The 13,054-nt window shown below is 72.4% G+C and carries 13 protein-coding genes; 8 read left to right on the top strand and 5 right to left on the bottom strand.

Annotated features, from left to right (window positions below; translation table 11 throughout):
* Nucleotides 1-7: 7 nt before the first annotated feature.
* Entirely contained in the window at nt 8-448 is a 441-nt protein-coding gene (locus tag ACZOOI_RS04695; RefSeq protein WP_465279547.1) for a PaaI family thioesterase, read from the top strand.
* Between the two features lie 290 nt (nt 449-738).
* Here the strand turns inward: ACZOOI_RS04695 and ACZOOI_RS04690 are convergent, their stop codons facing one another.
* Both ACZOOI_RS04690 and ACZOOI_RS04685 read right to left on the bottom strand, forming a co-directional pair.
* Nucleotides 739-2,145, bottom strand: coding sequence for a sensor histidine kinase (locus tag ACZOOI_RS04690; RefSeq protein WP_465279546.1), 1,407 nt, complete (start codon nt 2,143-2,145; stop codon nt 739-741).
* Nucleotides 2,145-2,873: a response regulator transcription factor gene (locus ACZOOI_RS04685; RefSeq protein ID WP_391585022.1), complete on the bottom strand. Its 729-nt coding sequence runs from the start codon at nt 2,871-2,873 to the stop codon at nt 2,145-2,147. The genes ACZOOI_RS04690 and ACZOOI_RS04685 overlap by 1 nt, the downstream gene beginning before the upstream one ends.
* A gap of 357 nt (nt 2,874-3,230) precedes the next feature.
* Between ACZOOI_RS04685 and ACZOOI_RS04680 the strand changes: the two genes are divergently transcribed.
* From ACZOOI_RS04680 to ACZOOI_RS04670, 3 genes are all read left to right on the top strand, one after another.
* Nucleotides 3,231-4,058 (top strand): enoyl-CoA hydratase family protein, encoded by an 828-nt coding sequence (locus tag ACZOOI_RS04680; protein WP_465279545.1) that lies wholly within the window; start codon nt 3,231-3,233, stop codon nt 4,056-4,058.
* Nucleotides 4,059-4,163: 105 nt separating this feature from the next.
* Entirely contained in the window at nt 4,164-4,817 is a 654-nt protein-coding gene (locus ACZOOI_RS04675; protein WP_465279544.1) for an alpha-ketoglutarate-dependent dioxygenase AlkB family protein, read from the top strand.
* Between the two features lie 348 nt (nt 4,818-5,165).
* Nucleotides 5,166-5,636: a hypothetical protein gene (locus ACZOOI_RS04670; RefSeq protein WP_465279543.1), complete on the top strand. Its 471-nt coding sequence runs from the start codon at nt 5,166-5,168 to the stop codon at nt 5,634-5,636.
* Nucleotides 5,637-5,679: 43 nt separating this feature from the next.
* Here the strand turns inward: ACZOOI_RS04670 and ACZOOI_RS04665 are convergent, their stop codons facing one another.
* Nucleotides 5,680-6,243, bottom strand: coding sequence for a TetR/AcrR family transcriptional regulator (locus tag ACZOOI_RS04665; protein WP_465279542.1), 564 nt, complete (start codon nt 6,241-6,243; stop codon nt 5,680-5,682).
* A 77-nt stretch (nt 6,244-6,320) separates the two neighbouring features.
* Between ACZOOI_RS04665 and ACZOOI_RS04660 the strand changes: the two genes are divergently transcribed.
* The 4 genes from ACZOOI_RS04660 (at nt 6,321) to ACZOOI_RS04645 (ending at nt 12,262) form a co-directional block, all read left to right on the top strand.
* Nucleotides 6,321-7,925 (top strand): carboxyl transferase domain-containing protein, encoded by a 1,605-nt coding sequence (locus ACZOOI_RS04660; protein WP_465279541.1) that lies wholly within the window; start codon nt 6,321-6,323, stop codon nt 7,923-7,925.
* Nucleotides 7,926-7,936: 11 nt separating this feature from the next.
* Nucleotides 7,937-10,006, top strand: coding sequence for an acetyl/propionyl/methylcrotonyl-CoA carboxylase subunit alpha (locus ACZOOI_RS04655; protein ID WP_465279540.1), 2,070 nt, complete (start codon nt 7,937-7,939; stop codon nt 10,004-10,006).
* Nucleotides 10,003-10,995 carry a hydroxymethylglutaryl-CoA lyase gene (locus ACZOOI_RS04650; RefSeq protein WP_465279539.1) on the top strand — a complete coding sequence of 331 codons (993 nt, stop codon included), beginning with the start codon at nt 10,003-10,005 and terminating at the stop codon, nt 10,993-10,995. The genes ACZOOI_RS04655 and ACZOOI_RS04650 overlap by 4 nt, the downstream gene beginning before the upstream one ends.
* Before the next feature lie 106 nt (nt 10,996-11,101).
* Nucleotides 11,102-12,262: an acyl-CoA dehydrogenase family protein gene (locus tag ACZOOI_RS04645; protein WP_391585146.1), complete on the top strand. Its 1,161-nt coding sequence runs from the start codon at nt 11,102-11,104 to the stop codon at nt 12,260-12,262.
* A gap of 152 nt (nt 12,263-12,414) precedes the next feature.
* Here the strand turns inward: ACZOOI_RS04645 and ACZOOI_RS04640 are convergent, their stop codons facing one another.
* Nucleotides 12,415-12,651 carry a hypothetical protein gene (locus ACZOOI_RS04640; protein WP_465279538.1) on the bottom strand — a complete coding sequence of 79 codons (237 nt, stop codon included), beginning with the start codon at nt 12,649-12,651 and terminating at the stop codon, nt 12,415-12,417.
* Nucleotides 12,652-12,654: 3 nt separating this feature from the next.
* Nucleotides 12,655-12,978 (bottom strand): DUF6247 family protein, encoded by a 324-nt coding sequence (locus ACZOOI_RS04635; RefSeq protein WP_465279537.1) that lies wholly within the window; start codon nt 12,976-12,978, stop codon nt 12,655-12,657.
* Between the last annotated feature and the right edge of the window lie 76 nt (nt 12,979-13,054).

Genomic DNA, 13,054 nt, shown 5'->3' with positions numbered 1-13,054 from the left:
TGGAGGCATGGACACCGACGGGCAGCGTAGGCGGGGGCCGTTCTGGGATGTGGTGGAGGGGCGGGTCATGCCGCCGCCTGCCGCGTTGTTGCTCGGGTGGGAACTGGTCGAGGTCGATCCGGAGGCGGGGACCATCGAGGTGGCGTTCGCGGCCGACGAGCGGTTCGTGAACCCCGTCGGGATGATCCAGGGCGGGTTTTTGGCCGCGATGCTCGACGACACCCTGGGGCCGGCGCTGGTCGCCACCTTGCCGGCGGATCGGTTCGCGCCGACGCTGGATCTGCACGTGCAGTTCCTGCGGCCGGCCCGTCCCGGACGGCTGCTGGGGCGCGGGCGGGTCGTGCAGCGGGGCCGGGAGGTGTGCTTCCTGGCCGGTGAACTCGTCGGTGCGGACGGCAAACCCGTGGCGGTGGCGACCGCGACTGCACGCATCCAGGTGATTCGTTAGCGGCGACCCGTGATCGTTCGTGGGCGGCGGCCCGTGATCGGCGGGAGCGTCGGGGCCGGCTCGTGGCGCGGGCAGGGGCCGCGGCGATTCGACCGTCCGGGCCGCCTCGTGGTCCGAGCTGTCCGAGCAGGGACAGCGGCGACCCAGCCTTTCGGGGCCGCAGCGCGACCAACCCGAGCAGGGACCACGGCGACCCAGTCCTTCCGGGCCGCAGCGCGGCCAGGCCCGGGGCCGGAACACCGCGGAGGTCGCGCGCAGGCCGGCCGGGGTCGGCCATGCCCGACGCGCGGCTACCCCGCCGTGCCCGGCAGTCGGATCCTGGCGATCGTGCCGGGCCCGTCGTCCGCCGGTTCCAGGGCCACCGTGCCGCCCGCGTCGGCGACCGTACGGGCCACGATGGCCAGGCCGAGGCCGGAGCCGGGCAGGCCGCGGGCGGCGGGCGCGCGCCAGAAGCGTTCGAAGACGTACGGGACGTCGTCGGCGGCGATGCCGGGTCCGTGGTCGCGCACGGTGAGTTCGCCGTCCACCAGCCGCACCCGCACCGTCGCCTCGCTGCCGGAACCGCCGAACTTGAGCGCGTTGTCGAGCAGGTTGACCACCGCCCGCTCCAGCGCGGCGGGTTCACCGCGTACGTACCAGGGCTCGATCTCCACCTCGATCCGCGCGTCCGGCGCGCGCAATCCGGCCCGCTCCACCGCCCGTTCGATCGCGGTGTGCAGCGCGGCGCTCGTGGTCGGCGGCGTGCCGGCCACGTGTTCCGGGCGGGCCAGCAACAGCAGGTCGCCGACCAGGTCGGAGAGTTCGACCAGTTGCGCCTTGACGTTGCGCAGCAGGCGCTCCTTGTCGGCGGGCGGAATCGGCCGCCCGGTCTGCTCGCTGCGCAGCAGCAGGTCGGTGTTGGTGCGCAACGACGTGAGGGGCGTGCGCAGTTCGTGTCCCGCGTCGGCGATCAACCGCTGCTGGCGCAGCCGGGAGGCCTTGAGCGAGGCGGTCATCGCATTGAACGAGCGGCCCAGGCGCGCGATTTCGTCCCTACCGGCGACCGGGATCACGGTGTCCAGATCCTCGGTGCGGGCCACGTGCTCGGCTGCCTCGGTGAGTCGGTCGACCGGCCTGAGCGCGGCCCGGGCCACCAACAGGCCCAGCGTCGCGGCGCCCAGGATGCCGATCGCGCTCACCATCGCCAACCACACGGCGAGGCTGTCCAGCGAACTCTCGATCTCGCCCAGCGGCCGGGACACCGACACCGCCGTGTCCCGGCTCACGTGTTGCGTCATCACCCGGACGTGCTTGCCGTCCTTGGTCGTCGCGTCGTGGAAGACGACCTTCCGGTCCTCCGCGGCGTTCGCCGCCGCGACCTCCTTGTCCGCCGCGCTCACCGGCACCGGGCCGACCGGGTCGGTCGCGGTGCCCAACTGGGTGCACGACCATCCGTCGGCCCGGATCACCTGGTAGGTCAACAGGCCGCGCTGGAACGGCGGTGCGGGGTGGGCGCAGATGTCGGAGATGGTGGAGCCGGGCCCGCCGCGCGGATTCAGGAACGGCGTCCCGGTGGTGGCCAGGGTGCGGTCCATCTGCTCGCGCAGCCGATTGCGCGTCAGCACCCAGCAGGTCACCGCGGCCGCCGCGACGGCGAGTGCGACGGCGAGCGCGGTGAGCAGCGCCAGGCGGGCGCGCAGCGGCAGGTGACGATGCATCAGGCCGGCGTCTCCGCCGCACGCAGCACGTAGCCGACGCCGCGCACGGTGTGCACCAGGCGGGGGAGCCCGCCCGCCTCGGTCTTGCGGCGCAGGTACATCACGTAGACGTCGAGCGAGTTGGACGCGGGTTCGAAGTCGAATCCCCAGACGTTGCGCAGGATCTGTTCCCGGGTCAGCACCTGGCGCGGGTGGGTGAGCAACAGCTCCAACAGGGAGTACTCCGTTCGGGTCAGGTCGATCGGCCGACCGGCCCGGGTGACCTCGCGCGCGGCGGTGTCCATCCGCAGGTCGGCGAACACCAGCGCGTCGTCCACCGCCTCGCTCGGTCCGGACATCGCGCTGCGCCGCAGCAGCGCCCGTACCCGGGCCAGCAGTTCGTCCAGTTCGAATGGCTTCACCAGGTAGTCGTCCGCACCCGCGTCGAGCCCGGTGACCCGGTCACCGACCGCGTCGCGGGCGGTGAGCATCAGCACCGGGAGCGTGTCGCCGCGGGCGCGTAGTCGCCGGCACGCGGTCAGGCCGTCCATCCGCGGCATCAGCACGTCCAACAGGACCAGGTCCGGCTCGTCGCCGGCGATTGCGGTGAGCGCGGCCACGCCCTCGTCGGCGAGGGTGACCCGGTAGCCCTCGAAGCGCAGGCTGGATTCGAGCGCCTCGCGGACGGCGGGTTCGTCGTCGACGACGAGGATGTGCGGCGGCGTTCCGGTGTCGGCGGCGGGCGTCATGGCGGCGACTCCTTGATTCGGCGGATCCGGGGGAACGATTACTGCGGGTGGCCCCACGGTCGCACGCGGACACCCTCCGTGTGGATTCGGCACAAAGCGTGTCGTCCCAATGTGCGCGCTCGACATGAAAGGAACATGAAAGCGACGCGGTTCGATCGAAGGTGAGCCGCTCGTGTGAGGATCTAGGACGTGTCTTCGATCGCCCGTCGGGCGTCGTAGTGCTCGGCGGGGGCCGAAGACACGCCCCCACGGCACCAGTATCGCGACGGGCAAGCACCGCCGGTCGCGGCGCTGGGCCCGCGCGGCCCGGGCCACCCCCGGCCGTCGCGCCGACCGCCCCGAACCCGGAGGAGAACCGTGGACGCCGAGCCGGTACGCAGCACCCCGAACGCCGAGCCGGGACACCCGAGCCCGACCGACGACCCGGTGCAGATGAGCCTGGACGACGGTATCGCGACCATCACGCTGGATTCGCCCGCCAACCGCAACGCGCTCTCCGCGCGTCTGGTCGCCCGGCTGCGTCACCACCTGGCCGAGGCCGGCGTGGACGAGCGGGTGCGCGCGGTGGTGCTCACCCACACCGGACCGACCTTCTGCTCGGGCATGGACCTGCGCGAGGCGGCCGCGGGCGGCATGGCCCAGGGCGCGGAGCAACTGCTCGCGCTGCTGCGCCTGGTGGTGGAGGTACCGGTGCCGGTGGTCGCGCACCTGCGCGGCAACGCGCGCGCGGGCGGCATCGGTCTGGTCGGTGCCGCCGACCTGGCGATCGCGCCCGCGCAGGCCACCTTCGCCTTCACCGAGGCGCGTCTCGGGCTCAGTCCGGCGGTGATCTCGCTGACCACGGCGCCGCGGATGGACCCGCGCTCGGTGTCGCGGTACTTCCTCACCGGCGATGTGTTCGACGGTGTGGAGGCCGAGCGGATCGGGCTGCTCACCCGCGCGGTCGACGGCGTCGGCGGTGCGGACGACGCGGTCGAGGCGCTGGTCGCCTCGTTCCGACTGTGCTCGCGCCAGGGGCTGATCGAGTCGAAGAAGCTCACCACCGGCGCGGTCCGGGCCGGCTTCGACCGGGACGGCCGAGCCCTCGCGCAGCGCTCCGCCGAGTTGTTCGCCTCCGCGGACGCGACCGAGGGCATGGCCGCTTTCCGGGAGAAGCGCGCGCCGAAGTGGGTGACCGGCGGGTGAGCGGTGTGCGACCGGTCGAGTGCGGCGGACGGCGCATCGGCCGGCCATCGGCGGGCGGCGCGTCGTGACGTGGCGTAACCCGTTGCGGCTGATGGGGTACCCGCGGTGAGCGACGGACTGTTTCCGCTGCCCAGGGAGCGGGTCGAGATCGCCCCCGGGGCGTGGCATGTACCGGATTGGCTCTCGCTCGACGAGCAGCGCGAACTGGTGGTGGCGGCCCGGGAGTGGGCCGCGCCGCCGGCCGGCATGGGCCGCGTGGTGATGCCCTCGGGTGGCGTGATGAGCGTGCGCAGCGTGTGTCTGGGGCTGCACTGGGAGCCGTACCGCTACAGCGAGCAACTGCCCTCCGGGGAGCGGGTGAAGCCCTTTCCGCCGGTGCTCGGCGCGTTGGCCCGGCGGGCGGTGGCCGACGTGTACGGGTCGATCCCGACCGACCCGTACGACATCGGCCTGGTCAACTTCTACGACGCGGACGCGAAGATGGGGCTGCACCGGGATGCCGACGAGGACTCGCCGGCGCCGGTGGTGTCGCTGAGCATCGGCGACGCGTGCGTGTTCCGCTTCGGCAACACCGAGACGCGCACCCGTCCGTGGACGGACGTGGAACTGCGCGGCGGCGACCTGGTGGTGTTCGGCGGCCCGTCCCGGCTCGCCTACCACGGGGTGCCCAAAATCCGCCCGGGCACCGGGGATTCGGCCACCGGCCTGACCTCGGGCCGGCTCAACATCACCATCCGGGCGTCGGGTCGAGGCGCCTGACGACCCGCACGCGACCGGATTCGGCTTCGGATCCGGTCGCGGCCGTCCCGGTCCCGACCGCCTCGGGACGGCCGCCCGGCATCCGTCCCGAGGCCCGGCTCCCGCGCCGACCCGAGGTCGCCGCGCCCGAACCCCGCGATCTCTCCCTGTGGGACGGGGTTGACGGATCACGCCCGGGAAAGGAACTCTCGTACGAGTCACCGAACGGAGTCGGTCGATCACCCATCGGATTCCTCGGGGGTCCCGGGTCCACCACGAGGCATCGTCGCGGCCCGAACGGGACCGGCCGCGCGGGCCGTTGGGAGCGTCATGTCATCGCAACGCCGCCGGGTCGCTCCGCTCATCGCCTTGAGTGTCTCGCTCCTGGTGGCGTGCGGCGGACCGTCCCGGTACCGGGCGGTGGTCTCCGCGTCGCCGGCGAGCGGCGCCGGACCGTGCGCGTCCGCGGTCGCCCGCGGGGAGTTACCCGAGTGGGCGCGCGCGGGCCTCGCCCCGGGCGCGTCCGCCCCGCACGTGTTCGGCGCGCGCGGGGAGATCGTCGCGATACTGCTCGGCTATCCGTACTCGGCCCCGGCCCGGCCCGGTCGACCGAGCAGGATCCTGTGGGCGGCCCGCCCCGGCCCGGGCGACGGCGACCGGCCGGGTCGAGCACTGCGGATCGAGGCGACCCTGGTCGGCGGCAGCGACGTGGTCACCCGCGAGGTGGTCGGCGGCCCGGGCCCGTCGAACATCGACCTGCCCGCGCCCGGCTGCTGGCACCTGGACCTGTCCTGGTCCGGCCGCACCGACGCGGTGGACATCCCGTACGAAGCCGGCTAGGTGTATTCACCCGTGAGGTCGGTGACACGGGCCGGGCCCCCGGCTACGGCGTGGCCGCCGCCGACAGCGCGCCCAGGGCCATGCGGCGCAACATCGGCGCCAGGATGCGCTGCGGGGTGCGCAGGGTGTGCGGGGTCGAGTTGATCAGGCCGAAGGCCGCATGCACCGCCGCACGCGCCTCGCGGTCGTCGAGACCGCCCGGGTGGGCCTTGAGGGCGACCTCGACCCAGATCTCCACGTAGGCGCGCTGCACCCGGCGGATCCGGTGCCGTTCGGCCGTGGGCACCTGGTTGAGCGCGTGGTCGTGCAGCGTGATCAGGTCCGGGTGGCGCAGCGCGAAGTCGACCTGCCCCTCGATCAGCGCCGCCAGCGCGTCCGCCGGGTCCTCGATCGCGGCCCGCTCCAGGCCCCGGGCCAGGAGTTTTTCGCTGATGTCGACCAGCAGCTCGGTCAGCATCGCCTCCTTGCCCCGGAAATGCTTGTACAGCGCGGGGCCGCTGATGCCCACCGCCGCGCCGATGTCGTCCATGCCCACGCCCTGGTAGCCGCGCTCGGCGAACAGGCGGGCTGCCACCTGCAGGATCTGCTCTCGACGGCTCACGGTCATGTGTCCATGCTAGACACTCGGATTAACCATGGTTAACCTCGGGGGCAGGTGAACGAAGGTTAACTTGAGGCGGTGTCATGGAGAGCGTGCTCGGCACAGCCGCCGACCCGGGGGCGAAGACGTACCGGGCCAACGCGGAAGCACACGAACGCGCGGTCGGCGAGCTGCGGGACCGGCTGGCGGCGACCGCCCTGGGCGGCGGCGAACGGGCCCGGGAGCGGCACACCGCGCGCGGCAAACTGCTGCCGCGCGACCGGGTGGAGGCGCTGCTCGACCCGGGCACGCCGTTCCTGGAGGTCGCGCCGCTGGCCGCCGACGGGATGTACGGCGGCGACGCGCCGGCGGCGGGCATCATCGCGGGCGTCGGCCGGGTGGCCGGGCGCGAATGCGTGATCGCGGCCAACGACGCGACCGTCAAGGGCGGCACGTACTACCCGATGACGGTCAAGAAGCACCTGCGGGCGCAGGAGATCGCGCTGGAGAACCGGCTTCCGTGCCTGTACCTGGTCGACTCCGGCGGCGCGTTCCTGCCGATGCAGGACGAGGTCTTCCCGGACCGGGACCACTTCGGCCGGATCTTCTACAACCAGGCGCAGATGAGCGCCAAGGGCATTCCGCAGATCTCCGCCGTGCTCGGCTCGTGCACCGCCGGCGGCGCGTACGTGCCGGCGATGAGCGACGAGACGGTGATCGTGCGCAACCAGGGCACGATCTTCCTAGGCGGCCCGCCGCTGGTGAAGGCCGCGACCGGCGAGGTGGTCAGCGCCGAGGAGTTGGGCGGCGGCGACGTGCACGCCCGGATCTCCGGCGTGGTCGACCATCTCGCGGCCGACGACAAGGACGCGCTGCGGATCGTCCGCGACATCGTCGGCACGCTCGGCGCTCGGCCGCAACTGCCGTGGGAGGTACGCGAGGTCGAACCGCCGGCGGTCGATCCGGCCGGGCTCTACGGCGTGGTGCCGCCGGACGCGCGCACGCCCTACGACGTGCGCGAGGTGATCGCCCGGATCGTGGACGGCTCGCGCTTCCACGAGTTCAAGGGCGAGTACGGCACCACCCTGGTCACCGGGTTCGCCCGGATCCACGGCCACCCGGTGGGCATCGTCGCCAACAACGGCATCCTGTTCGCGGAATCCGCGGTCAAGGGCGCGCACTTCATCGAACTGTGCGACCAGCGCGGGGTCCCGCTGGTGTTCCTGCAGAACATCACCGGCTTCATGGTCGGCAAGGACTACGAGCACGGCGGCATCGCCAAGCACGGCGCCAAGATGGTCACCGCCGTGGCCACCACGCGCGTGCCCAAGCTGACCGTGGTGATCGGCGGCTCGCACGGCGCGGGCAACTACTCGATGTGCGGCCGCGCGTACAGTCCGCGTTTTCTGTGGATGTGGCCCACCGCCAAGATCTCGGTGATGGGCGGCGAGCAGGCCGCGACCGTGCTCGCCACCGTCAAGCGCGACCAGATCGAGGCGAGCGGCGGGAGCTGGACCGGCGAGGAAGAGTTCAAGCAGCCGATCCGCGACCAGTACGAGCGGCAGGGCAACGCCTACTACGCGACCGCGCGGCTGTGGGACGACGGGATCATCGACCCGCTGGACACCCGCACCGTGCTGGGGCTCGCGCTGACGGCGTGCGGAAACGCGCCGCTGGCGCAGCCGCAATTCGGTCTGTTCCGGATGTGAGGGGTCACGACGTGTTCGAGGCTGTACTGGTCGCCAACCGAGGCGAGATCGCGGTCCGGGTGCTGCGCACGCTGCGCCGGCTGGGCGTGCGTGCGATCACCGTGTACGGGCCGGGCGACGCCGACGCGCGGCACGTGCGCGAGGCGGACGTGGCCGTTGCGGTGCCCGGCTATCTGGACGGCGACGCGGTGGTCGCCGCGGCGGTGCGATCCGGTGCCCGGGCGATCCATCCGGGATACGGATTCCTCTCCGAGAACGCCGCGTTCGCCGCCGCCGTGGAGCGGGCCGGGCTGGTCTTCGTCGGACCCCCGGCGGGCGTGATCGAGCTGATGGGCGACAAGATCCGGGCCAAGGAGACGGTCGCGGCGTTCGGCGTGCCGGTGGTTCCGGGCGGCGGATCAGCCGGCATGAGCGACGGCGAACTCGCGGACATCGCCCGCGAGATCGGCTTCCCGGTGCTGATCAAGCCGTCGGCGGGCGGCGGCGGCAAGGGCATGCGCCTGGTGCACGACGGCGCGCGGCTCGCGGACGAGATCGCGGCGGCCCGCCGGCAGGCCAAGGGCGCGTTCGGCGACGACACGTTGCTGATCGAGCGCTGGATCGACCGGCCCCGGCACATCGAGATCCAGGTGCTCGCGGACACCCACGGCACGGTCGTGCACCTGGGCGAACGCGAGTGCAGCCTGCAGCGCAGGCACCAGAAGATCATCGAGGAGGCCCCGTCCGCCCTGCTGGACGCGGACACCCGGGCCGAGATGGGCGCCGCCGCCGTGCGCGCCGCGCGAGCCTGCGGCTATGTCAGCGCGGGCACCATCGAGTTCATCGTGCCGGCCGACGATCCCGGCTCGTTCTACTTCATGGAGATGAACACCCGTCTCCAGGTGGAGCACCCGGTGACCGAACTGGTCACCCGGGTCGACCTGGTGGAGAGCCAGCTGCGGATCGCCGCCGGCGCCGCGATCGGCAAGTCCGACGTGTCCATGCACGGCCACGCGGTCGAGGCGCGGATCTACGCCGAGGACCCCGACCGGGGCTTCCTGCCCACCGGCGGACGGGTGCTGACGGTGTGTGAGCCCGACCTGGAGGGCGTCCGGGTGGACTCCGGGCTGCGCGAGGGCGGCGAGGTCGGCAGCTCCTACGACCCGATGCTGGCCAAGGTGATCGCGTACGGCGAGGACCGTGCGACGGCGATCACCCGGCTGCGTGCGGCCCTCGCGCAGACCCGGGTGCTGGGCGTGACCACCAACCTCGGCTTCCTGTACCGCCTGTTGGGCGACCCGGCGGTGCTCGCGGGCGACCTGGACACCGGGCTGGTCGAGGCTCGGACGGACGACCTGACCGGCCATTCGGCGCCGCCGGAGGTGGCGGTCGCCGCGGCGCTCGCGGCGCGCGCCGAGCGCAACACCGGTACCGGGTGGGTGGATCCGTTCTCGGCGCAGACCGGGTGGCGGGTCGGTGGTCCGGCCTGGGACACGCACGTGTTGCGGATCGGGCCGGGCGAGCCGATCGAGGTGCGGGTGCGCGGCGGGGAGGTCTCCGTGGACGGCGGTCCGCCGGTGCCGGCGTCGGTGCAGGTCGTGCCCGGTGGGCTCGCGGTCGCGCACGACGGCCTGACCAAGCGCTTCGACTACGTCGCCGAGACGTCCGGGGTGCGCTGGCTCGCCTACGGGCCGGACACCTGGCGGGTGAGCGAGGTGGACACCGTACGGGCCGAGGCGGCCGGCGGGGCGGCGGCCAGCGGCGCGCTGACCTCGCCGATGCCGGGCACGGTGACCGTGGTCAAGGCCGCGATCGGCGACCGGGTCACCCGCGGCCAGACGGTGGTCGTGGTGGAGGCGATGAAGATGGAACACGCGCTGACCGCGCCCTTCGACGGCGTGGTCACCGAGATCGGCGCGCCGGCCGGTGCGTCGGTGGCGATGGATCAGACGCTGGCGGTGGTGACGCCGCAGGAACCGTCGGCCGCGGACGGGAACGAGTCGGTGGACGGGCCGATCGACGCGGCGCCGGACGGGCCGGCTGCCGGGTCCCCGGATGCTCCGCTCGGCGGATCGCTCGACCTGGAGGCGAAGGCCCGATGACGCGACAGTTGCCGGACACCCACCGCGAACCCGGGCTGCCGGAGCGGGTGTTCATCCACGAGGTGGGCGCCCGCGACGGATTGCAGAACGAGTCCGGTGTGGTGCCCACCGAGGCCAAGGTCGAGTTCGTCCGCCGGTTGGCCCGCGCGGGGCTGGGCACGATCGAGGTGACCAGCTTCGTACCGCCCAAGTGGGTGCCGCAACTCGCGGACGCCGCCGAGGTGTTCGCGGCGGTACGGGCGGACGCCGAGATCGCGACGGCGGATCGCCGGCTGCCCGTCCTGGTGCCCAACGAGCGCGGCTTCGATCGTGCGCTGGAACTGGGCGCGAGTCGGATCGCGGTGTTCGGCAGCGCCACCGAGACGTTCGCCCGGCGCAACCTCAACCGCACGGTGGCCGAATCGCTGGACATGTTCCGCCCGGTGGTCGAGCGGGCCGGCGCCGCCGGCATCGACACGCGCGGCTACCTGTCCATGTGCTGGGGCGACCCGTGGGAGGGCCCGGTACCGCTCGACCAGGTGGTCCGGGTGGGCAAGGCCCTGGTCGAGATGGGCTGTTCGCAGCTCAGCCTGGGCGACACGATCGGCGTCGCCACGCCCGGACACGTCACCGCGCTGCTGAGCGCATTCGCCGAGGCCGGCGTGCCGGCCGAGAAGATCGCGGTGCACTTCCACGACAGCTACGGCCAGGCCCTGGCCAACACGCTCGCGGCGCTGCGCTTCGGGGTGACCACCGTGGATGCCTCGGCCGGCGGCCTGGGCGGCTGCCCGTACGCGGACAGCGCGACCGGCAACCTGGCCACCGAGGACCTGGTCTGGATGCTGCACGGCTTGGGCATCGAGACCGGCGTCGACCTGGGCGCGCTGGTCGCCACCAGCGTGTGGATGGCCGAACTGCTCGGCCGCCCCAGCCCCTCACGCGCGGTGCAGGCGCTGGCGGGCAAGCGGGTGGACGCACACGGCCTGACCTTGACCGACCCGAACTCCTAGTACCACCCGGCTGCCCACCGGCGGCCGACCGACCCACCCCCACGGACCGGTGTCGCCACGAGCGCGCCGAGCCGCCCCGCCACCGAATCCGGGAGCCTGCCCCATGTTGGACCACCGCCTCGACGACGAGTACGAGCAACTACGGCGCACTGTCGCCGAGTTCGCCAAGGACGTGATCGCGCCCGCGATCGGCGAGCTGTACGAGAAGCACGAATTCCCGTACGCGATCGTGCGCGAGATGGGGCGGATGGGTCTGTTCGGGCTGCCGTTCCCGGAGGAGTACGGCGGCATGGGCGGCGACTACCTCGCACTCGGCCTGGTGCTGGAGGAACTGGCCCGGGTCGACTCCTCGGTCGCCATCACGCTGGAGGCGGCCGTCTCGCTGGGCGCGATGCCGATCCACCGGTTCGGCACCAAGGAGCAGAAGGAGACCTGGCTGCCCAAGCTGACCAGCGGCGAAATGCTCGGCGCCTTCGGCCTGACCGAGCCCGGCGGCGGCTCGGACGCCGGCGCCACGCGCACCACCGCGCGCCTGGACGAAGCGACCGGGGAGTGGGTGATCAACGGCGGCAAGTGCTTCATCACCAACTCCGGCACCGACATCACCGGCTTCGTCACGGTCACCGCGGTCACCGGCACCAAGGGCGACGGCGGCAAGGAGATCAGCACGATCATCGTGCCCGCCGGCACCAAGGGCTTCACCGTCGCCCCGCCGTACTCCAAGGTCGGCTGGAACTGCTCGGACACCCGCGAACTGTCCTTCACCGACGTACGCGTGCCCGCCGAGAACCTGCTCGGCGAACGTGGCCGGGGCTACGCCCAGTTCCTGTCGATCCTGGACGAGGGCCGGGTGGCCATCGCGGCGCTGGCCACCGGGCTGGCCCAGGGCTGCGTGGACGAATCGGTGCGCTACTCCGGCGAACGCGAGGCGTTCGGCCGGCCGATCGGCGCCAATCAGGCGATCGCCTTCAAGCTCGCCGACATGGAGATGCGCGCGCACAACTCCCGGTTGGCCTGGCGGCACGCGGCCTCGCTGCTGGTGCACGGCGAGCGATTCAAGAAGGAAGCCGCATTGGCCAAGCTGTACAGCTCGGAAAGCGCGGTGGACAACGCCCGCGACGCCACCCAGATCCACGGCGGCTACGGCTTCATGAACGAATACCCGGTGGCCCGCTTCTGGCGCGATGCCAAGATCCTGGAAATCGGCGAGGGCACCAGCGAGGTCCAACGCATGCTGATCGCCCGGGAACTGGGCCTGCCGCGCTAGTTCCACCACGCAGGCGCCGGACGAGCCGATCGGGTTCGTCCGGCGCTTGCGGCCGAGCCGCGCCTTGCACCGCTTCGTGACCATCGCGCATCGTCGTGAGGGCCCTCGCCGGCGCCGGCCCCGGGGGGCCGGCGTTCGGGAGGCGGCCTGCCTCAGGCGATCCCGACGATGGTGACCGTCACGCAGGTGTCCTCGATGACGAAGGTTGCGGTTCCCTCGACGCAGAACGCATAGTCCCTGGTGTTCTTCGCGCCGCGCTTCGCGACACCGACCCGCCATGGGTCCGACTGGAGATTCCGCACCATGTCCCAGTACGCCTCCACCGCGTGGCTCGGTGCGCTCCGCAACCATGCCTGAGGCTGGGACAGGGACTCGACCCGGTACGCCATGTCCTACTCCTGTCGCTCCGGGGGAATGACGAGGACGGTCTCGACGGGCAGACCGGCGTTGATGCGCTCGATCGCCTCGGACACCTCGGGCCAGTTCGGTTGGCGTCGGCCCCACAGGGTGGTCTGCCATTCGGGAAGCATCTTGGCGAGAGGCATCAGGTCGCCGCGCAGGGCGGCCTCGGCCAGCGCGGCGGCATACTCCTCCTCGAACTCGGCGCGCAGATGCGCCGGGAGTTCCGCACGGAGTTCGGCCGGAGTGGGGTGGTGTTTTCCGCCGAAACCGATCACGTGCTCGGGTTCGCGCGGGTCTCGGATCTGCTCGTCCATCCCCTCAGCGTGACACCGCACCGACCACGAACGACAGCCCGCGCACACGAACGGAGCACGCGCCGTGGTGTGCGCC

The sequence above is a fragment of the Embleya sp. L77 genome (assembly GCF_055557415.1).
This window is presented reverse-complemented; position numbering and strand designations above follow the sequence as displayed.

Excerpts from the sequence above, each read along its gene's own strand:
- ACZOOI_RS04695 (WP_465279547.1), top strand. The coding sequence starts at position 8 with ATGGACACCGACGGGCAGCGTAGGCGGGGGCCGTTCTGGGATGTGGTG.
- ACZOOI_RS04690 (WP_465279546.1), bottom strand. The coding sequence starts at position 2,145 with ATGCATCGTCACCTGCCGCTGCGCGCCCGCCTGGCGCTGCTCACCGCG.
- ACZOOI_RS04685 (WP_391585022.1), bottom strand. The coding sequence starts at position 2,873 with ATGACGCCCGCCGCCGACACCGGAACGCCGCCGCACATCCTCGTCGTC.
- ACZOOI_RS04665 (WP_465279542.1), bottom strand. The coding sequence starts at position 6,243 with ATGACCGTGAGCCGTCGAGAGCAGATCCTGCAGGTGGCAGCCCGCCTG.
- ACZOOI_RS04660 (WP_465279541.1), top strand. The coding sequence starts at position 6,321 with ATGGAGAGCGTGCTCGGCACAGCCGCCGACCCGGGGGCGAAGACGTAC.
- ACZOOI_RS04650 (WP_465279539.1), top strand. The coding sequence starts at position 10,003 with ATGACGCGACAGTTGCCGGACACCCACCGCGAACCCGGGCTGCCGGAG.
- ACZOOI_RS04640 (WP_465279538.1), bottom strand. The coding sequence starts at position 12,651 with ATGGCGTACCGGGTCGAGTCCCTGTCCCAGCCTCAGGCATGGTTGCGG.
- ACZOOI_RS04635 (WP_465279537.1), bottom strand. The coding sequence starts at position 12,978 with ATGGACGAGCAGATCCGAGACCCGCGCGAACCCGAGCACGTGATCGGT.